This window comes from Leminorella grimontii ATCC 33999 = DSM 5078 (assembly GCF_000439085.1).
Lineage (GTDB): Bacteria > Pseudomonadota > Gammaproteobacteria > Enterobacterales > Enterobacteriaceae > Leminorella > Leminorella grimontii.
This window is the reverse complement of sequence record NZ_AUUA01000012.1, coordinates 84872-106204: the sequence shown is the minus strand read 5'-3', so window position 1 is coordinate 106204 and position 21333 is coordinate 84872. Positions and strand designations below refer to the sequence as shown.

At 55.4% G+C, this 21333-nt stretch carries 14 protein-coding genes; 13 read left to right on the top strand and 1 reads right to left on the bottom strand.

The window, feature by feature from the left end; genetic code table 11:
* Positions 1–12 precede the first annotated feature (12 nt).
* Positions 13–534 (top strand): GNAT family N-acetyltransferase, encoded by a 522-nt coding sequence (locus tag G544_RS20635; protein ID WP_051155764.1) that lies wholly within the window; start codon positions 13–15, stop codon positions 532–534.
* A 13-nt stretch (positions 535–547) separates the two neighbouring features.
* Here G544_RS20635 and G544_RS0113670 read toward each other — a convergent pair whose 3' ends face one another.
* Positions 548–1510, bottom strand: coding sequence for a threonine/serine dehydratase (locus G544_RS0113670; RefSeq protein ID WP_027275126.1), 963 nt, complete (start codon positions 1508–1510; stop codon positions 548–550).
* Positions 1511–1694: 184 nt separating this feature from the next.
* Between G544_RS0113670 and G544_RS20630 the strand changes: the two genes are divergently transcribed.
* The 12 genes from G544_RS20630 (at position 1695) to G544_RS0113605 (ending at position 21330) form a co-directional block, all read left to right on the top strand.
* A complete protein-coding gene (locus tag G544_RS20630) occupies positions 1695–3014 on the top strand; it encodes a YidR family protein (RefSeq protein ID WP_051155763.1) in 1320 nt (439 codons plus the stop codon).
* Between the two features lie 96 nt (positions 3015–3110).
* On the top strand, positions 3111–3557 hold the full coding sequence (gene lysM / locus G544_RS0113660) for a peptidoglycan-binding protein LysM (RefSeq protein ID WP_027275125.1): 447 nt from the start codon (positions 3111–3113) through the stop codon (positions 3555–3557).
* 1118 nt (positions 3558–4675) lie between these two features.
* Positions 4676–8533 (top strand): autotransporter outer membrane beta-barrel domain-containing protein, encoded by a 3858-nt coding sequence (locus G544_RS21390; RefSeq protein WP_027275124.1) that lies wholly within the window; start codon positions 4676–4678, stop codon positions 8531–8533.
* Positions 8534–9353: 820 nt separating this feature from the next.
* Positions 9354–12611 carry an autotransporter outer membrane beta-barrel domain-containing protein gene (locus tag G544_RS21385; protein WP_051155762.1) on the top strand — a complete coding sequence of 1086 codons (3258 nt, stop codon included), beginning with the start codon at positions 9354–9356 and terminating at the stop codon, positions 12609–12611.
* 119 nt (positions 12612–12730) lie between these two features.
* Entirely contained in the window at positions 12731–13204 is a 474-nt protein-coding gene (locus tag G544_RS0113640) for an NTF2 fold immunity protein (RefSeq protein WP_027275122.1), read from the top strand.
* Positions 13205–13535: 331 nt separating this feature from the next.
* Positions 13536–14258 (top strand): carbonic anhydrase, encoded by a 723-nt coding sequence (locus G544_RS0113635; RefSeq protein WP_027275121.1) that lies wholly within the window; start codon positions 13536–13538, stop codon positions 14256–14258.
* Positions 14259–14511: 253 nt separating this feature from the next.
* Entirely contained in the window at positions 14512–16143 is a 1632-nt protein-coding gene (locus G544_RS20615; protein ID WP_051155761.1) for an FGGY-family carbohydrate kinase, read from the top strand.
* A gap of 1 nt (position 16144) precedes the next feature.
* Positions 16145–17803 (top strand): signal transduction protein, encoded by a 1659-nt coding sequence (locus G544_RS0113625; protein ID WP_027275120.1) that lies wholly within the window; start codon positions 16145–16147, stop codon positions 17801–17803.
* 1 nt (position 17804) lies between these two features.
* Positions 17805–18731 carry a dihydrodipicolinate synthase family protein gene (locus G544_RS0113620; RefSeq protein WP_027275119.1) on the top strand — a complete coding sequence of 309 codons (927 nt, stop codon included), beginning with the start codon at positions 17805–17807 and terminating at the stop codon, positions 18729–18731.
* A 23-nt stretch (positions 18732–18754) separates the two neighbouring features.
* Positions 18755–19837, top strand: coding sequence for a sialidase family protein (locus G544_RS20610; RefSeq protein WP_051155760.1), 1083 nt, complete (start codon positions 18755–18757; stop codon positions 19835–19837).
* Positions 19834–20817, top strand: coding sequence for a tripartite tricarboxylate transporter substrate binding protein (locus G544_RS0113610; protein WP_081650796.1), 984 nt, complete (start codon positions 19834–19836; stop codon positions 20815–20817). Before G544_RS20610 ends, G544_RS0113610 begins: the two co-directional genes overlap by 4 nt.
* A gap of 51 nt (positions 20818–20868) precedes the next feature.
* Positions 20869–21330, top strand: coding sequence for a tripartite tricarboxylate transporter TctB family protein (locus G544_RS0113605; RefSeq protein ID WP_027275117.1), 462 nt, complete (start codon positions 20869–20871; stop codon positions 21328–21330).
* Positions 21331–21333: the final 3 nt, after the last annotated feature.

Genomic DNA, 21333 nt, shown 5'->3' with positions numbered 1-21333 from the left:
AAAGGAGTGCCTATGATGGTCGAGTATGGACATTACCCCATTCGCCTGAGTCAGGTTGACGATCTTTTTGCTATCGCAGGCATTGAGAGGGCGGCGGCCTCGCTGTTTTCTTATGATATTTTGCCCGAAGAGGAACAGCAGCAGACGCTGCCGATGTCGACGCTGGAGCAGGCGCAGGCGGAAAAGCGGCTGTGGGTGGCAGTGAGCGCACATGATGAGCCCATGGGCTTTATCCTGATGGACGCCGTCGGCGACTGGGGATGGGTAAAAGAGGTGGGCGTTCACCCTGAGTTTGGCCGTCGTGGAATTGGCCGCCGCCTGATAGAAACCGCCATCGTCTGGTCGCGCATGCAGGGAAGCCGCTACGTGGGGCTGACCACCTTTCGCGACGTGGTGTGGAACGGGCCGTTTTATCGCCGCATCGGCTTTAACGAATTCGAACAGCGCACAATGCCGACGTTTCTGCAAGGCGCGCTGGAACAGGAGCAAACGTGGAGCCGCGTTCCGCGTATTGCGATGTATATGGAGCTGTAAGTCGGCCGAGTCGCTATTGTTCAGCAATCGCCTGAAGATACTTTTCCAAAACGATGTTTCTTCCGCACAGCACCACCGCAATCTTTCTTCCTTTAAACTCCGGCGTCAGGCGCAGGGCCGCCGCCAGCGCAACGCCGGCTGCGCCCTCTATCATCCAGCGATCGGTGCTTGCCAGCAGCCGCATAGCGCGGCGAATTTCCTGTTCGCTAACCAGTTCGCAGCGGTCGATAACCTGCTGGCAGAGCGGGAAGGTGACTGATCCGGGCTCAACGCCGCCCGCCGTGCCGTCGGACAGCGTGTCGCACTCAGGAACGTCGATGATTTTCCCCGCCTGAAGGCTTGAGTACATGGCGGTCGCATTTTCCGGCCAGCAGCCGATAATCTGCGTTTTGGGCGACAGCTTTTTCATTATGCTGCCAACGCCGGAGATGAGCCCGCCTCCGCCGACGGAGACGAATACGGCGTCAAGATCCGGCGCCCGGTCGTACAGCTCGGCGCCCACCGTTCCTTGGCCTGCGATAATGTCGATATCGTTATAGGGCGAGACGAACAGCTTGCCCTGCTCGGCGGCCTGTTCGGCCGCAGCCTTTTCCGCCGCCAGCGCGTCGCCTTCTACCAGTTCAACCCGTGCGCCGAAGGTGCGCATAGCCTCCAGTTTGACCTTCGCCGCCGTCGCGGGCGCGTAAACGGTGACGGGCACGCCGGAGGAGCGCGCCGCGAGCGCCAGCGCCTGTCCGTGATTGCCGGTCGAAGCGGTAATTACGCCGCTTTTTCTCTCACTATCGTTCAACAGGCGGATCTTGTTCACCGCGCCGCGAAACTTGAACGAGCCGGTGCGCTGTATGTGTTCGCACTTGAGGAATATTTCGCAGCCGTTCATTAAGGAGAGCGGAGCGCTGAGCTCCAGCGGCGTGACTCTAACCTGGGGGCGAATGGCGGTGTGGGCGTCAACAATTTGGCGAATAAGCGAATCCATCGGGCCTCCTGAAATTTTTGACGTAATGGGCTAGTTTTATCTTGTTGCTCAATAGGTGTCGAGAAAAATGGCCTTTTTCGACGCCTTTTGCGGTATCGCACCGAATTTTTTATCACCCGCCCGTGACAGGGCTGTATTTATCTTGCAACATGAAAATATCCAAAGGCGACAAGCAGGAGCAACCATGAAAGAGACTGAAAAACAGGTGACCTATACGCCCTGCAACCACCAGTTAACTAACGTTAACGTCTGGACGCCGGACAGCCAATGGCTGGTTTACGACGTTCGCCCCAGCGGCGCGTCGTTTACCGGAGAAACCATTGAGAGGGTGAACGTTGAAACTTGTGAAGTAGAAGTGGTGTATCAGGCTGAGCCTGAAAGCTTTGTCGGCGTAGTGACGGTTAGCCCTGCCGAGCCCGTTCGCTATGCGTTTATTCATAGCCCGGAGAAGCCGGACGCGCAGTGGCATTATGACTTTCACTGCCGACGCGGGGTTATTGTCTCCGAATCGGACCGAAAGCGCGCCGTCACGCTGGACGCCATGGACATCACGCCGCCGTTTACGCCGGGCGCGCTGCGCGGCGGTTCTCACGTTCACGTTTTCAGCCCGGACGGCAGCCGCCTGAGCTTTACCTATAACGATCGCCTGATGCATGAGCGCGGCGCGGAATTTGATCAGCGCAACGTCGGCGTCGCCGTCCCGCTGCATCCCGTTTCGGTAGATAAGCAGCACCCCAGAGAGTACGACGGCAGCCACTTTTGCGTGCTGGTGAGCCAAACGACGGCGCATCCGGAACCCGGCAGCGATGAAATCAGCCGCGCCTACGAGGAGGGCTGGATTGGCCGTGAGGGTTACGTAAAGGCCGACGGAAGCCGACAGCGCTGGGCGCTGGCCTTTATTGGCGATACCCGCGATGAGGGCGGCGAGAAGGTGCCGGAAGTGTTTATCGTCGATTTGCCGCCGGCGCTGGACGACTACGCCAAGCCCGGTATTGGCCCGCTGGCGGGAACGCCGGACGCCATGCCGTCGCCGCCGGCGTCCGTTACGCAGCGCCGTTTAACCCACACGGCGGACAGGCGCTTTCCCGGCGTGGCGACCGTGCCCCGCCACTGGCTGCGCAGTTCGCCCGACGGCAGCAAAATCGCCTTTTTGATGAAGGACGACTCCGGCGTGGTGCAGGTTTGGCTGGTTTCTCCGCAGGGCGGCGAGCTTAAGCAGGTCACGGACGGTGAGTTCGGCGTTCAGTCGGCCTTTACCTGGAGCCCGGACGGGCGCAGCCTGGCGTTCGTGATGGACGGCAGCGTGGTGCTGTGCGACGTCAACAGCGGCGTGGTTACGCGCCTGACGGAAAAGCGCGCGGAAAACCACCCTTGTCCCGATGCGGTCGTGTTCTCACCCAATGGGAAATACATCGCCTATATGCGCGAAGTTGATGGTTTTACTCAACTATTTATCACCGGTACGGAGATAGAACGTTGGGAAACTGGTGAATGCGTTGTATAGCGGTCTATAATGTACGGGACTGCACTTGGCGAAAGGGAGCATTTTCTCTCCCTTTCCGCCGATGCGTTTTCACTTATGTCCTTGTTGGAGAAGAGAATGGGAATTTTATTCAATTTTGTAAAGGAAGCGGGCGAGAAGCTTTGGGATAACGTCTCTAGCAAACCGGAAGATAAGGTCGCTAAGCTCAAGGAACACCTGAACAAGGTGGGCCTGCCGGGCATGGATAAGATAGAACTCGACGTTAAAGACGACACCGTGGTCGTCGGCGGTGAAGCCGCGGATCAAGAGCTTAAAGAAAAGCTGATGGTGATCCTTGGCAACGTAGCAAGCATTGGCCAGGTTGAAAACAGGCTGAACGTCGAGCAGCCTTCAGAAGAGGGCAACTTCTATACCGTGAAGAAGGGCGACACGCTGAGCGCCATCGCCAAGTCTCAGTACGGCAACGCCAATAAGTACATGGTTATCTTTGAGGCCAATAAGCCGATGCTGAGCCATCCGGACAAGATCTATCCGGGGCAGGTGCTACGCATTCCCAAGATTTAATTAGCGCTTTATTACTTTTATCGCCTCGCGGATATTGAATCTGTGAAGCCATAAAGATAGCTACTTCCACCCTGTGAGCGTACGGTTCACAGGGTGTTTTTGTTTCAGGGCTTATGTCGTACTCTCTTAGCGATAGAGGAAAAATGCTTTCCATTTTGCTTGCCTTTATAGGTAACGAGGGGTCTTGAAAGATCTTTTCTACTAATATCTCCGCCTCTGGGCGACTCTCCCATTTCATTTTTTCTGTAGGCGATCTTTATGGATTTAATTATTGTTAATGGGTAGATAAGATTTCATGAACTTGTTTTTTCTTTTTGACAAATGCTTATTTTTTTACATATCAATAGAGTTTTAACGTTATTGGCTGATTTTTATATCATATTCGATCTTTTTTATTGGTTTTATTATTGATTTAGAATGTTAATCTGTTTTGTTGTTTTAAGAGTCTATTTTTAGATTAAATTATTGTTTGATTGCCATAAGTCGATCTATTATTTTGTCGCTGCATTGGGCGGAAATTTCTTATTTTTCTCCATAACGATTGCTGATTGATACAAAAGATAGCATTTAGAGTAGGCTAAATGGCGTGTTATTCATGTTGTTCTTATTCTCTATTTGTTGCTATTTCACGTCTTCATCATTCAGCTTTAGGTAAAAAGAATGCTCGTTTATCGTATTTTGAGGTGATATATGGCATGGAGTGCATACAAATTAGCGATAACTCCAATATGCAGATACTGCGAAAAGAAGGAAGGCGTTCGTAAATATGGGCGAGGAAAAACCGGGTTTCAGCGTTATCGCTGTGAAAGCTGTAACCGGACCTTTCAGACTAAGTATATCTACCCCGCCTGCCGACCGGAGGCTGATAGAAAATTATCGTCAGCTGCCTGACCGGCAACTTCATTTTTCAGATTAACCTTAACGCAAAAGCAAGCTTTGAAACGGTAAGAAGGAGTTTGCCCCATGACCCCTTCTTTCCTCCTGCTTAAATCCTACCAGAGCTTTTATAACGCTCAGTAGGGAAGACTATACCATCCAGCAAATCGAAAATAACAAGAAAGTATCCGTCCCAGTTTTTTGCAGCAATTTCTGTTAATTACCTCAAGGAAATCAATCATATGATTCTTCATTTTTTATCAGCTTCCCGCTGTGATTTACCCCAGCAGGTTATTCGTCAGCTTTTAAAAACTCCGGCCGCTGCGGCAATTGCTCTGGTTTTGACGCCACAGGCGGCATTCGCTGCCTGCGGCGATGCGACCGGTACAATGACTACCAATGTGGAATGTCAAGCTGCGTCGGGCAATGCGGAAGTGAACGCAAATGGTCTGAATATCAACGTTACCGGTATAGGTACGGCGATTGACGTCTCGGCCCTTTCCGGTAACGCGACGCTCAATATTAACAACTCCACTGTTAATACGAATCCCAGCGGTGGGATCGGTAATCACGGTGTCCGTGCTTGGGCGGAGACAACTGCGGGCGATAGCACCATTAACCTGACCGGAACTAACGTAGTGGTTGTTAACAGTTTGGGCGATACCGGCATTGTTTCTAATGGCGGCAACTCCGACGGTAATTCAATCATTACGATCGGCGGCGAGTTGACGTTGACCAATAATGTGGATAATACCAACTATGCTGACGGCATAGAGGCAAACGCAATCAACGGCACGTCCAGCATTGTTCATACCGGCAGCGGCACGATTACCGTACATGGCGGTAATGCAATCCTTTCTAACAGCACCGGAACTGGAAATTCCAAGGTAGAGATAGGTTCTGGTGTGCGCCTGATTGTCGATAACACGGTCTCGGGCGTAAATGGGGTGAACGTGAACTCTGGCATTCGGGTAAACAGTGAGCTTCAGATTGAAATTGATTCTGCCGCCCAGATTGACACATTAGGCGATAATGCCCACGGTATCGAGGCCTATTTAAGCAGTAGAGGAGCGGATACCTTCATTCACAACGGTGGCGCTATTCAGACTAATGGCGCTAATAGCCACGGCGTTTATGCTCGCGCTTCGGGCAGTGGCTCCATCACTATAATCGGCAACGGCGCAATTACGACGGCGTCAGACAGCGCGACTGACCGGAGCTATGGCATTTTTTCCAGCTCACTGAATGGCTCTAACAAGGTGATGTATTCCGGCGATATCATAACTCACGCGGTTAACTCCAGCGGTATTCGCGCAGCGGCTACGGGAACCGGTGATGTCGAGGTAGCCTATACTGGCCCACGTATTGAAGTCTTTAGCGATAACTCTGACGGCATTCACGCATCGGCAAGAGTCGGCTCAACAAAAGTGAGCGCCACGGGCACTATCATAACTCACGCTAAGCTGTCCGGAGCGGATGATGGTACAGGGCATGCGGCATTCGGTATTGCTGCTCTTAGCTCACAGGGCGACGTAGAAGCGGCTTTCACCGGGGATCTGATAGACGTTAATGGGTTGGACTCGGCGGCATTTTATGGTGACAGTAAGTACGGTACGCTTGGCACTGGTGTAGGAACAGTCAGTCTAATCAACACGGGTAAGCTTGTTGCTCGCGGCGAAAACGGCAGCGGCATTCAGGCTTTCTCAACGACCGGCGCGATTACCGTTGATAATGCCGGCGCGATCGAGACGTTAGGCGCTAACGGGGCCGCTATCCTTGCTGAAGCAGATGGGGCTGCGGATATTAGTATTGTCAATAGTGGCAATCTTACCATCGGCGGCAACACCAGCTACGGCATTCTGGCCAGCAGCGCCGGAGCCTCAGTCATCGACGTCACCAATAGTGGTACAGTCCACGTACTTGGCTCTGGCACGCGCGGCATCCAGATACGAGGTGGTGACGGTGCGGCCATCAACATCGTTAATAACGGCGATATCCTGCATGACACCATGCGCGGCGTCGGCCAATACGGTATCGAAGCCAAACCGCTCACCGGAAACAACAACCATATCGCCATTGAAAATAACGGAAACATAGTCGGCAGCTCGTTTGGCATCGTTGCTTGGTCCGGCGGCGTCGCTCATACCGGCGGTACGTCAGCTATCACTATCGGCAGCAGCGGCTACGTCGACTCCCTGTTTGGCCTTACCGCCGACATGAGTGACAGCAACACATTCAACATCCTGAACGGGGGACGGGTTAATGGTCGACAGGTTGCCCTGATGCTCAGAAGCGATGACAGCGCTACGCCGCAGGATACCGTCAACAACAGCGGTTCTATCACGTCCGATAGCGATCGGATACTGGCTACCTCATTTACTGCTTCCAATGCCTCTATTCATTTTAACAACCAGGCTAACGGCCAAATGACGGGCGTCATGACCGCCGACAACGCTCGCGTCACGGTTGACAATGCCGGACAATGGAACCTGCGTAAATTTGCCGACACGGACGGTGACCGCATTCGCGACGCTTTGACGGTAGCGGTATCAGACTTCGGCAGCAGTGGCGACAACCACATTACCAACAGCGGCGTGATTACACTGCTGGGCGACAGCGGCCAGGCCAGTACTCTGGACGGTACCGGCGCTTACAGCACCGGTTACCTCATCAACAGTATGGTGCAGGGCCAGATCCTGAACGTGCAGACCTTCAGCAACAGCGGCGTCATTAACATGAGCAACGGCGCGGTGGGCGATGTGCTTATCATCAGCGGCGGTCAGACTCCCGGCGCTTCCGGTGGCGGCGTGTTTGTCGCCAACGGCGGCCAAATCACGGTTGACACAGTGTTGAATGAAGGCGGCGCCAACAGCGCCAGCGATATGCTGGTGGTAGACGGCACCCGTCTGGGCAGCTCGGCCACTGGCATCAAGGTGAACAATCTTGGCGGCCTGGGCGCGCAGACCACGGATGACGGCATTGAAGTCGTACGCGTACTGGACATCAGTCAGTCAGCGGCAGGCGTGTTCACTCTGAGAGGCCGCGCCGTTGCCGGAGCTTACGAATACGAACTGTATCAGGGCGGCGTCGACGCGAATGCCGACAACGGCAATTGGTATCTACGTTCTCAATTCTTGTCGCCAAGCCCTACGCCGGAAAGCGTCATCCGCCCTGAAGCGGGCAGCTACGTGGCCAACATGGCGGCGGCCAGCAAGATGTTCAACCTGCGTCTGGAAGACCGCGAAGGGCGCGCGGAGAACTCCAGCATGTGGCTGCGTCAGCAGGGCGATCGCACCACGTTCCGAGACGGCAGCGGTCAGGTCAAAACCTCCACCAACACCTACGTGATTCAGGGCGGCGGCGAACTGGCGAGCGTGCAGTTCGGTGAGGATGACCGCTTGGGCCTCGGCCTGATGCTGGGCTACGGCCAGTCGAGCAGCAAGAGCGTTAACGGCCACAGCGACTACAGCTCCAAGGGCAAGGTTGACGGCTACAGCGGCGGCGTGTACGCCACCTGGTATCAGGACTCGAAGTCTCTCGACGGCCTGTACGTCGACAGCTGGGCGCAGTACAGCTGGCTTGATGCCAGTGTGAACGGCGAGCAGCTGGCGAGCGAAAGCTACGACATGAAGGGCTTCAGCGCGTCGGTGGAAGGCGGCTACCGGATGCCGGTGTATCAGGGTGAAAACAGCCAGGTATACGTGACGCCGCAGGCGCAGGTTATCTGGAACGGCGTGAAGGCCGACGATCACCGCGAAGCCAACGGCACCAAGGTGACGTCCGACGGCGACAACAACGTGCAGACGCGTCTTGGCGTGAAGCTGTCCCGAGATGGCGTAAGCGACATGGACAAGGGCGGCGATAAGCTGTTTACCGTGTATACCGAAGCGAACTGGCTGCATAACACTGAACGCGCAGGGGCAACGATGAATGGCGTCACGACTCGTCAGGCGGGCAGCACCAACGTCGGTGAGCTGAAGCTGGGTATGGAAGGCCAACTGAGTCAGCACGCCAACGTTTGGACCAACGTGGCGCAGCAGCTGGGCGACGACGGTTACAGCGACACGGCGTTGACGGTCGGGTTTAAGTATAAGTTCTAATTCCTGCCGTTGTTAAATAGAAGGCCCGTAATGATGAGTTACGGGCCTTTTTACTTGCTGCTTCAGAGGATGATAAGCCCGTTCGGGCTATTTGAATATCTCTCAGAATTTCATGGCCGATTTACCGTTCTTACCTCTTTTGCTCATAAAAAATGCGGATCAGGTGACGCCCGTACGGGCATTCCTGCGCCGTGAGATGCAAAACGACGATCCGTATTGTTTCAAAGAGGGAATGCATCTGAAATTTGATGTTATCTATTTCTCATTTTTGAAAACAACATTTTTCAAAATAAAAAATGATAATTTATTGTTGCTATTTTTATCTCTTTTATTTCTCTTATTAATCTTTATTTGTATCTTTATTAATGCGCTGCAATGTTATTACCTATATTTTATCTTATCTTCGATCTTTTTCATAAAATCTTACACTTAAATGAAATATTATGCTGTTTTGTTGGTAATTATGTCCATGTTTAGACTAAATGGTTGTTTGAATCATTTTAATCGATCTATTATATTGATCATGGCTTGGATAGGGATTTCTATGCTTTCTGCTTTGTCAGAGCGGCCCACCATGCATATAACGGTAGGATTTCTTTAGGAATATTGGTGGCTGGCTCAAGCCCTTAGTTTTATTTAATTGATTGAAATATATATTAAATTATTTTTATATAATTTATGTCGGTAGCATATGCAATCAATTCACTATTCTAGCGCACGCCAACGATCTCTATAGATAATTCTTTTACCTATATCACGAAACATTTTAGTTATTTCAATTTTTGTAATGCATTTTTTTAAGGGAATTAAATAGATATTTATGGCGAGCAATAAAGAAAATCAATGCGCAACCCCTTCTGTTACGCATTATTCCAAAAAACGCACCCCTGTTTCTTTAGCCGTGTTGGCCGGGATTGCGCTGCTTAGCGTAAACGGCGCCTATGCGGCGAACGAATGTAGCGGCGGCGTCGCGCCTGCTGCGGGCTCGACGGTTTCCTGTACGGCGGGCAGTTATTCGACCGGTATTGCCTACTCAACTTCGGACATTACGCTGAATATCGCTGATGGTACCGTTACGCCATTCGTTAATATGAATAGCACAGGTGACCTTTTCACCTCGATAGGTGCAGGCAGCGTCATAAATTCGACTGCTGGCACCATTGCTATCAATACGGTCAGCTCAACCGGCACGGTTGCCGTTAATATTATCGGCAGCACGATTTCCTCACAGGAAGCTCAAGCGATCAATACGTTTGGCGTCGGTAAAACAACCACGAGTATGACGGACTCTACTCTTACCGTGGCGCCTTCCGTCACGCAAAAATGGGGTATTTATAATCACGTTAAGGATGGTGATGCGTTAACGCAAATAGAAGGCTCAACGTTCAACTATGCCTACACTGGAACGTCAGGAGGCACCGGCGGCGCGGTGACAAACTTCCTTGAATCTGGTAGCGGTATTTCCAGTATTGTGTCAAAGAACAATCAGTTTAATCTGTCGCTGGACGCATCCGCTGGCGTCGTTTCTGGCCTTGAAAGCAATACTCGATATGCCACTGATGTCATTATTGAAGACACCGGCAGCGTATTTAGCTTTAATGCGCCACAGGGGCAAGGTCGCGCAATTTTTCTTCGCCCTCAGTCCGGCGGTAACGGCATACTGAAACTTACGGGTACGACAATTACCGGTTCAGCGACAGATGTCTATGGCGCTTATGTCTCAACCACTGGCGGCAACGGCGATGCCAGCATAGTTGCCAACGATATTGATGTTTCCCTGACTGCCGCAGCGAGTTCAACAAATACCCGAGCGATTGGTGTTCTGGCATCTGACGCAGGCACTTCTTATATCGAAATTAATAACTCAGCACTTTCAGTCAACGGTGGGAAGGATACGCGCACGCTGCAAGGCGGTGTTATCGGTCGCACCACAGATTACAAGCCCGTTGTAGAGGGAGGTAATGGGCAGGCCGTCGGCAATACCACAATGCTGATTAACAATTCCAGCATCAAGGTTCAGGGCGAATCAGGTAAAGCTATCGAAGCGATTACTGATGGTCAGTTCGAACTGGCTGCCGGTTCAAATAGCGCGATCGATGCATCGACCTCCGTACACGGTTCAGCCATTTTTGTCGCAGGTGAATATATCTCCGGTGGTTTACGTCGACTGAGCGGTGATACAGATATCAAGATTGGCGCAGGCGTCAATGCGATCGGCGGCTGGACTGATGACTCAGCGCCTAGCCAGATCAACAATACCGCTACTGCAATTAATCTTGGTACCGCTGGCAATTCCATTATTACTAACCAGGGTACGCTGGGCGCGATGTCTGACAGCATCGTCAACGCGCAGGGCAACCGGGCAAACAGCACGGCCATGGCCTCCTTCAGCCTGACTAACGCAGGCGTGATGACCGGCAGCGTCGATATCTACGATACCGTTGACGGCGCAGGCATCCAGAACGCGGGCGAGTGGAACTTGCGCAGCGTGACCGACACCACCGGCGACGGCGTGCGCGATACGTTCGGCGTATCGGTATCCAATATGGGACTGAGCGGCAACGGTACGGTGACTAACAGCGGCACAATGACCCTGTTGGGCGACGGCGGCCTGGCCACCACCCTGAATAACAGTAGTGAATATAGCACCGGCTATGCGGCTAACAGCATGGTTATCGGCGGTGCGGCGCAGGCTCAGCTTCTTGGCGTGCGGACCTTCAGCAACAGCGGCGCTATTAATATGGGCAACGGCGCAGTGGGCGACGTGTTAGTTATCAGCGGCGGTCAGACTCCCGGCGCTTCCGGCAACGGCGTGTTTGTCGCCAACGGCGGCCAAATCACGGTTGACACAGTGTTGAATGAAGGCGGCGCCAACAGCGCCAGCGATATGCTGGTGGTAGACGGCACCCGTCTGGGCAGCGCGGCGACCGGCATTAAGGTGAACAACCTTGGCGGCCAGGGGCTGCAAACCGTTGACGACGGTATTGAACTCGTCCGCGTGCTGGACGCCAGCCAGTCAGCGGCCGACGTGTTCAAGCTGAGCAACCGCGTAGTTGCGGGCGCGTATGAATATGACCTGTATCAGGGCGGCGTCGGCGAGAATGCCGACAACGGCAACTGGTACCTGCGTTCGCAGCTCGCTCCGCGCGCAGAAACGGGCAGCTACGTGGCCAACATGGCGGCGGCCAGCAAGATGTTCAACCTGCGTCTGGAAGACCGCGAAGGGCGCGCGGAGAACTCCAGCATGTGGCTGCGCCAGCAGGGCAACCATACTGAATCCAGAGACACCAGCGGGCATGTTAAGACCACCACCAACACCTACGTGATTCAGGGCGGCGGCGAAGTGGCGAGCGTGCAGTTCGGCGCGGATGACCGCCTGGGCCTGGGCCTGATGCTGGGCTACGGCCAGTCGAGCAGCAAGAGCGTTAACGGCCACAGTGACTACAGCTCCAAGGGAAAGGTCGACGGCTACAGCGGCGGCGTGTATGCCACCTGGTATCAGGACGCCAAAACGCTGGACGGCCTGTATGTCGACAGCTGGGTGCAGTACAGCCTGCTTGATGCCAGCGTGAACGGCGAGCAGCTGGCGAGCGAAAGCTACGACATGAAGGGCTTTAGCGCGTCGGTGGAAGGCGGCTACCGCATGCCGGTGTATCAGGGGGAAAACAGTCGCGTGTACGTGACGCCGCAGGCGCAGGTTATCTGGAACGGCGTAAAAGCCGATGACCACCGCGAAGCCAACGGCACAAAAGTGACGTCCGACGGCGACAACAACGTGCAGACGCGCCTTGGCGTGAAGCTGTCCCGCGACGGCGTAAGCGACATGGACAAGGGTAGCGACAAGCTGTTTACCGTCTACACCGAAGCGAACTGGCTGCATAACACTGAACGCGCAGGGGCAACGCTGGACGGCGTAACGACCCGTCAGGCGGGCAGCACCAACGTCGGCGAGCTGAAGCTGGGTATGGAAGGCCAACTGAGTCAGCACGCCAACGTCTGGACCAACGTGGCGCAACAGCTGGGCGACGACGGCTACAGCGATACGGCGTTGACGGTTGGGTTTAAGTACAAGTTCTAACCCTTGTTGTAATTGAATCAAGGCCCGCGATGAAGATTGCGGGCTTTTTTTCGTCTCCCTATCAGCGTATTCTGGCCGAGATTTTATTGGTGAAATCAGAAAAAATAAGGTGATAAATCATGGATGAAGCCGTGTTAAAAACGTATCTGGCCGAGCGCGTCAGGGCATTCGGTGAAAAGTGGAACCTGATTGAAAACGATATTCACACTCAAAGCCGAGAAGAAGATAGCGCCCTGCGTGAACAGTATCCCGGCATCGAATATCACTATGCCCCAAGGACCAACTGGTTTGCGCCCTTCGGCGAGCGCACTTCGCCACTGTTTGACGAGTTCTGCACGGACAAACGCAGGGTGTACGGTGGTAAGAACCCGAAGAGTTTCGGCTTTCCGTCCAAATTCAACGGCATTGAAGATCCACTGGAAGTCAACGTAGAGATAAAAACCAAAAGCCGTGCCGAAGTGTACGTTAAGACGCAGAGCCAGTTTAAGGACGAGTATCTGTTCATCATGTTGAAAAAGGCCGGAGAATGGCGGATCGACAGCTATAAGAATCGGCGCTACGGCAATGAAAAGTGGAGCTCGTCGATACTTTAACTATTTTAAATTACGATTTTCCACGCTAGTTCCAATCAGTTTTTTATCTCGTTATACGTCTCGATGGATTAATTTCTGTCGAGGCGTTTTCGATTGTTCGCAGTAAATGTAAGTGTTTTATTTCATTTCGATATTATTTTATTTTGATATATTTTGTTACCTTTTAACCGCTTACGCTCTGATTTTCCAAGGCGCAAAATAGCCGAGCAGCAACGCGTTTATTGTGCTGCCCCTATCAGGGACGATAGCTCGGTTCTAACCCTTTACGCACCCCGTATCTCTCTGAAGGTTCCATTCATAACCATTTCTTGTCTTGAGTAGGACTTATCATATGAAAAAGCTCGTTATCGCCTGTGGACTTGCGCTCTCTTTTAACGCCTTCGCTTCCGGCCACTGGGGGTATAGCGGAGAAGAGGGGCCGGAACACTGGGCTGAACTGTCGCCGGAGTTTTCCGCCTGCCACGCGCAAAACCAGTCCCCGGTGAATTTAACCGGCGCCATTAAGGCGAGCATGGCGCCGTTTAAGCTCAGCTACAAAGCGGGCGCAAAGGACATGGTTAACAACGGGCATACCCTACAGGTCGACTATGCGCCGGGAAGCTTCCTGGAGATTGACGGTATCCGCTTCGAGCTTAAGCAGTTTCACTTCCATACGCCGAGCGAAAACCTGATCGAAGGGCAGTCGTTCCCGATGGAGATCCACTTCGTTCACGCCAGTGAGAAAGGTGAAATTACCGTTCTTGCCGTGATGGTGAAAGAGGGAAAAGAGAACCCAACGCTAGCCGCGCTGTGGAAAGAGATGCCGAAAGAGGGCGCTCAGATTGACTATCAGCAAAGCGTTAACGCGCAGGCGCTGCTGCCCAAGGGGCGTCACTACTATCGTTTTAACGGCTCGCTGACGACCCCGCCGTGTACAGAAGGCGTTCGCTGGCTGGTGCTGAAGGACCCGATTGCGGCAAGTAAAGCCCAGATCGCCTCTTTTGAGAAGACGATGGGACATCCGAACAGCCGCCCCGTACAGCCGATCAACGCGCGTGACGTATTGAAAGACTAACCTTCCTATCGGCTGAAGTTCAGCTTCAGCTTATTTCAGCAAACCGCCGGAGCGGAGGCTATTACCTAAGGGTTGATGCCACATCCGGCGGTTTTCTTTTCTACTGTCTAAACGTCTATTTTTTATTCTTATATATTTCATCGCATTACTATTTCCAATTCGATCCATTTCACAGTTTCCACATCCGGCCATTGCCTTTCCTTTTTGCATTTCATAATTTGCTACCTCGACGCAGCATTGAATTGAGGCAGGTATGGAAAAGAACTTTTTCATCGGTGTCGACGTGGGTTCCGCCAGCGTCAGGGCCGGAATATTCACGCCAAAGGGAGAGCGGCTGGCCTTTGCCGTTCGGCCTATTGCGCAATTTCACTCGGGTGAAAGTCAGGTAGAGCAGTCCTCGGCGGATATCTGGCTGCGCGTGTGCGAGACGGTGAAAGAGGCGGTTGCTCTCAGTGGCGTTAGCGCTGACGCCGTCAGCTCCATCGGCTTTGACGCCACCTGCTCGCTGGTCGCCGTGGGCGAAGGCGGCAGCCCCGTTTCCGTATCGGAAAGCGGCTCTCCCGAAAGAGACATCGTCATGTGGATGGACCATCGCGCGACGGAGGAAGCCACCGCCATCAACCTGACCAACGACCCGGCGCTACAGTACGTCGGCGGGGAAGTCAGCGTTGAGATGGAACTCCCCAAAATTTTATGGATAAAGCGCCACTACCCTGAACGCTATCGGCAGGTGTGGCGCTTTTTCGATCTGGCGGACTATCTGGTTTGGCGCGCCAGCGGCGCCGACGCCGCCAGCGTGTGTACGCTGACCTGCAAGTGGAACTACCTTGCCCACGAGGGGCGCTTTAGCGATAGCCTGCTGGCGGACGTCGGCCTGGAAGACGTACTGAGCAAGGTGCCGCCAAAGGTGCTGGAACTTGGCGAACGGGCCGGAACGCTGTGCGAAAGCGCTGCCCATCAGCTTGGCTTGACGACGCGCGTAGTCGTGGCCGGCGGCATTATTGACGCCCACGCGGGCGGGCTGGCGCTCGCGGCGGCTAACCCTGCGGGCAGCCTGACAATTATCAGCGGCACCTCGAACTGCCATATGGTCGCAAGCGCCGATCCGGTGATGGTGCCGGGCGTCTGGGGGCCGTACTTTGGCGCGATGCTGCCGAAGCTTTGGCTTAACGAAGGCGGGCAAAGCGCCGCCGGCGCGCTGGTGGACTGGACGCTGAACCAGAGCGCGGCGTGGGCCGGGCTGGTTTCTGAGGCGAAAGCGCAGGGAGAAAGCCCCTATGCGTTACTGAATCGTCAGGTCGAGCTGCTGGAGCGCCAAGAGCATTACCCCACCTGCCACTACCACATCTTAGCCGACCACCACGGCAACCGCTCCCCGCGCGCCAACCCTGACGCGCGCGGCATGGCCTCGGGGCTGTCGCTGGAGACGGGCGTCAGCGAGCTGGCGCGGCGCTATCTGGCGACGCTGCAGGCCATCGCCTATGGCACCCGACACATTATTGAATCACTGGTGGAAGCCGGCCACCGCATCGAGCGCATCGTGATGTGCGGCGGCGCGACAAAGAACCCGCTGTGGCTGCGCGAATACGCCAACGCCACCGGGCGCGCCATTCACCTGGCGGAAGAAGAGGATCCCGTCACCCTGGGGGCCGCCCTGCTGGGAGCGGTAGCCTGTGGCGCGTTTGACGGCTTTGCCGATGCGGCCCGCGCCATGGTGCGCGAAGGCAGGCGAATCGAACCGGACGCCTCTACCTACGCTTTCCACGACGCGAAGTACTGCGTCTATCTCCAAATGTATCAGGACCAGCAGCGCTATGCCGACGTGATGTATCGCGCCTGCTCTCTTTCAAACGATAAAACCATTGATGAACAACAGGACGATTAACATGCTTAAACTCTCACTTCCGCCTTCACCGGCAACGCTCGGCGTCAAGGGCCGTCAGGTTCTGATGGTGACCAACGCCGATTTGCGCGAACCGGCCAACGTGACCTGCTGGCCGGTACAGGAAAAGTTTGAACAAAAGCTGGCGCAGGCGCTTTCCGCACAGGGCTATGAAATGAAGCGCGCTCACCCGGTCAGCCAGGCCAGAGGCCACGGCTTTATCAGCAGCCAGAAAGAGGGCAGCGACCTGTTCGCAGCGATCGACCCCGATGCGCCGGTGATCGTACTGCTGACCGCATGGCAGTACTCGCACCACGTTGCGCCATCGCTGGCGAAGCATCGCGGCCCGGTGCTGCTTCTGGCCAATTTTGACGGAACCTGGCCGGGATTGGTGGGGATGCTGTGCCTGGCGGGCACGTTGACCAGCCTCGGTAAGCCCTATTCCCGCCTGTGGTCGGAGAACTTTGACGACGACCTGTTTATCAACGGGCTGCAAACCTGGCTGCGCTATGGCGCGCTCTCCCACAAAACCGACTACCTGCACGACGTGGCGGCCAGCCATCCGGTGATGGCGACCAAAGAAGGGGCGATCGGCCGCGAAGTGGGCGAATATATCCTGCGTCACAAGGCGATCTTAGGCCTGTTCGACACCTTCTGTATGGGGATGATCAACGGCGTATTTCCGCAAAAGGCGCTGGTGGACATCGGCATGCCGCTGGAGTCGCTGTCGCAGTCCGCCCTGCTGGTGGAGATGGCGAAAGTGCCGGACGCGCTGCGCGAAGCCTGCGTGAAGTGGTATGAGGATCGCGGCATGACGTTTATGTTCGGCACGGATAGCAAAACCGAACTGACCCGCGAGCAGGTGAAGGAACAGTGTGCGATGATGATCGCTATGGCGCGCTTCACCAAGCGCTTTGGCCTGTCTGCGGTCGGCGTGCAGTATCAGCAGGGCCTGAAGGACAGCTGCGCGGCCTCGGACTTCGCGGAAGGCGCTATCGGCTCAACCGAACGCTTCCCGATCCCGGACGACAACGGCGACATTATCTGCCCCGGCCAGCCGATCCCCTGCATCAACGAAGTGGATATGGGCACGGCAATCCCACAGACTATGCTCTGGCGCCTGCTTTCCGGGCTGGGGCTGCCGTCAGAAACTACGCTGCACGACATCCGCTGGGGCAGCGAGTATCAGGGCGTGTTCTATTGGGACTTTGAGATTTCCGGCGCGGTGCCGTTTGAGCACCTCAAGGGCGGTATCGCCGGCGCGACCGGCTATCGCCAGCCGCCGATGTTCTTCCCCTACGGTGGTGCGACCATCTGCGGCCAGGGCAAAGCCGGGCGCTTTGTTTGGGCGCGAGCCCACTATGAGGGAACGAGCGTCGTGATGCACATCGGCACCGGCCATGCAGTGGAGCTGCCGAAAGAAGAGTTCGAGCGCCGTCGCCGCGCGACCAACTACGAATGGCCGCTGCTTAACGGCGTACTGGACGGCGTGAGCCGCGACGACCTGATGGCGGGCCACCAGAGTAACCACATTACCATCGCCTACGTGGACGAAGCCCACCTAAACGGCGTGCTGAAGGCCTTTGTGGCGCAGTGTTTGACGCAGGGCATTCAGGTTAAGGTCGCCGGTGAGGCGTATAAAGCGCTTGGAGAGGGCGTGTAACATGAGCAACCAAAAATACGTTGGCGTGTGGCCAGTGATGCTGACGCCGTTCGATGAACGCAAAGAGATAGACTGGGCATCTCTGGAAAAGTTAGTGGAGTGGTATTTGGCGGCGGGCGTTCACGGGCTGTTCGCCGACTGCCAGTCGAGCGAGATGTTCTTCTTAAGCGATGACGAAGCCCGCAGGCTGGTGAGTTTTATCGTCGAAAAGGTTGACGGACGCGTGCCGGTCGTCGCCTCCGGCCATACCGCCACTGCGTTTGACCATCAGCGCGAACAGGTCGCCGGCATGGCGGAAACCGGCGTTGACGGCGTTATCTTTATCAGCAACCGTCTGGCGCTGGCCGGTGAAAGCGACGAAGCGGCGCTGGAGGCGCTTAAGCTTTTGACCGCGGCGGTACCCGAGCGCGTCGACCTGGGGATTTACGAATGCCCGTATCCCTATAAGCGGCTGCTGTCGGACGATACCGTCGCCTGGTGCGCCCAGAGCGGGCGCTACGCCTTCATCAAGGATACCTGCTGCGATATCAACATCATCAGGCGTCGGCTGGCCCTTTGCGAAGGCAGCCGCCTGCACCTGGCGAACGCCAACAGCCAGACGTTGCTGGCGTCGTTTCAGGCCGGCTGCAAGGCGTTTAGCGGCGTGATGGCCAACTTCCATCCTGAGCTGTACGTCTGGCTGTATGAGCACTGGCAAAGCGAGCCGGAAAAAGCACAAAAGCTGTCCGACTATCTGTCGACGGCGGCGCTGATCGAGCACGTAGACTACCCGGTATGCGCGAAATATTTCCAGCAATCGATTGGGAATTTCCGTACCATAGCCTGCCGCGTGCGCAACAGCAGCGGCTTTAACCAGACGTTCTTCCCGCAGGCGACGGACGCCATGGTGAGGCTGGGGCAGGACGTCAAGAGCGCGTTAAAACTATAAAAATCGTTAAAAGGGGTCGTGTTATGGATTTTGTTAAATCACAAGCTCAGTTCCTGTTGGATAAGAACGACTTGCCGTTCAACAACTGCCATGCGTCGACCCTCGCCGTTTTGCCCGAGCGCGACCGCATTCTGGTCGCCTATTTTGCCGGTCAAAAAGAGGGCAGCGGCGACACCGCCATCTGGCTGTCCGTCAATGAAGGGGGGCAGTGGCGACCCGCCCGGCGCATCATGGCCGAAGCGGGGCTGGCCCACTGGAACCCGGTGTTACACGCCGAAGGCGGCAGGCTGTGGCTGTTCTACAAAGTCGGCCCGGACGTACATCATTGGACGACGCGCGTAGCCACCTCCGACGACGGCGGCGAACGCTGGAGCGAACCGCGCGAGCTGGTTTCAGGCGATCGAACGCCGCGCGGGCCGGTTAAAAACAAGCTGTTGGTGATGTCCAACGGCGAGTGGCTGGCCCCCGGTTCGGTCGAGGACGACCGCTATTGGGATGCCTTTGTCGATATTTCCGCCGATCGCGGCGCAGGCTGGCGCAGGGTGGATATCCCTATTGAACACGTCCAGCCCGCATCGGCGAAGGAAGGCGGCGTCTGGCAGGGGCTTAAGAACGACGCCCTGTGGGAGACCGATCTTGAGCGGGTATTCCAGTGGGACGGCGTAATTCAGCCGACCCTGTGGGAATCCGAGCCGGGATGCGTGCATGCGATGATGCGCAGCACCCGCGGCCACGTTTACCGCAGCGACTCAAAGGACTACGGGCGCAGCTGGAGTCCGGCCTATGCGACGCCGCTTCCCAACAACAACAGCGGCATTGACGTTGTCGCTATGAAAAGCGGGCTTCTGGCGCTGGCCTATAACCCGATTGCCGGCAACTGGGGCCGTCGGTATCCTGTTTCCGTTAGTTTCTCAAACGATAACGGAGCGAGCTGGTCGTCGCGGCTTGATTTAGAAAGCGGCGAAGGCGAATTTTCCTATCCGGCGATTGTCGCCGTTGGCAGTAATCTTCACGTGACCTACACGTGGAACCGTAAGAACATCGTGTACCAATGCATAACGCTTAACTCTGTTTTACATAATAAAAACTGTGGAGAACCCTCATGAAGAAAGGCTTATTTACCACATTAGCTACCGCGATGACCCTGCTGGCGCCGCTCGGCATGGCGCAGGCGGAGCAGGTCTTAACTTACCCTACCAAAAACATTGAAGTCGTTATTCCGAAAAACCCCGGCGGCGGCACCGACACCTCGGCCCGTACCGTGATTGAATTTGCCCGCGACCGGATGCCGCAGGGCACCATGTTCGTACCGGTCAACAAGCCTGCCGGCAACGGTCTGACCGGGCTTATCGAAGTCGCCAAGGCTAAGCCGGACGGCTACAAGCTGGTGATGACCACGGTGGAACTGGCGATGTTCCCGCACCAGAACAAGTCGCCGGTGACCTACAAAGACTTTACGCCGCTGGTCACCACCATTGCTGACCCGGTGGCGGTCGTTGTGAACGCCAAGTCTCCCTATACCTCGTTGCAGTCCTTTGTCGACGCGGCCAAGGCCGAGCCGGGCAAGCTGAAGGTCGGCAACTCCGGCATGGGCGCTATTTACCACCTGGCGGCGGTCAACATGGAGAAGCAGCTGGGCGTCAAGTTTAACCACATCCCCTATAACGAAGGCACCGGACCGTCTATCGCCGCGCTGGTGGGCGGGCACATCGATGCCGTGTTGACTACGCCGGGCTCGGTGAAGTCGCAGGTGGATGCGGGCATGCTCAAAGTGTTGGGCGTGATGGATGAGAAGCGCTTCGAGCTGTTCCCGGACGTCCCGACCTTTAAAGAGGCGCTGGGGCTGGACGTGAACGTGAAAATGCGCGCCTGGGCGGTGCTGGCCACCACGGCTAAAGTGCCTGACGACGTGAAGAAGCAGCTGGTGGGCGCCTTTACCGAAGTGGTGAAAACGCCGGCCTATCAGGAAGCGCTGAAGAAGCAGGGCATCATGCCGGTGGTGATTGCCGGTGACGACGCTTACAACATGATGAAAGAAGACGACGAGATGTACAAAGCGCTGATTGCTGACACCATGAAAAAGTAATCAACGGCAATAACTCCCGCGGGCGTTTGCCCGTGGGAGGGAGACATTCTCATGCGGAAAATGAACATTCTGGTCGGCGCATTTTCGGTGCTGTTTGGCCTGCTCATCCTCTATCTTTCTAAAGATATGAGCATGTTTGACGAATATGGCGTGCCGGGTGAGCGGTTCTGGCCCTACGGGCTGGCGTGGCTGTTTATCGGTCTCGGCGTATTGCAGTGGATCGAAGTGGCGGTTCGGCGGCTGAGCCTGGTGGATGCGACGGTGGACCTCGGCTCCATCTCCGTGCGCAGGGCCTATTTGGTCGCGGTGGTATTGGCGCTGTACGGCGTATTGCTTAACTACGCGGGCTTTATCATCGCCTCCGTGGTGCTTATCCCAGTGTTGATGTGGATGATGGGTGAACGGCGGCCCGCTTTTATCGCGGTGATGACGGTAGCGATCGTGGCCGTGATTTACGTATCGTTCACCATGATCTTCAACTCGCCCCTGCCGATCTCCGAATTTTTAGAATAAAGG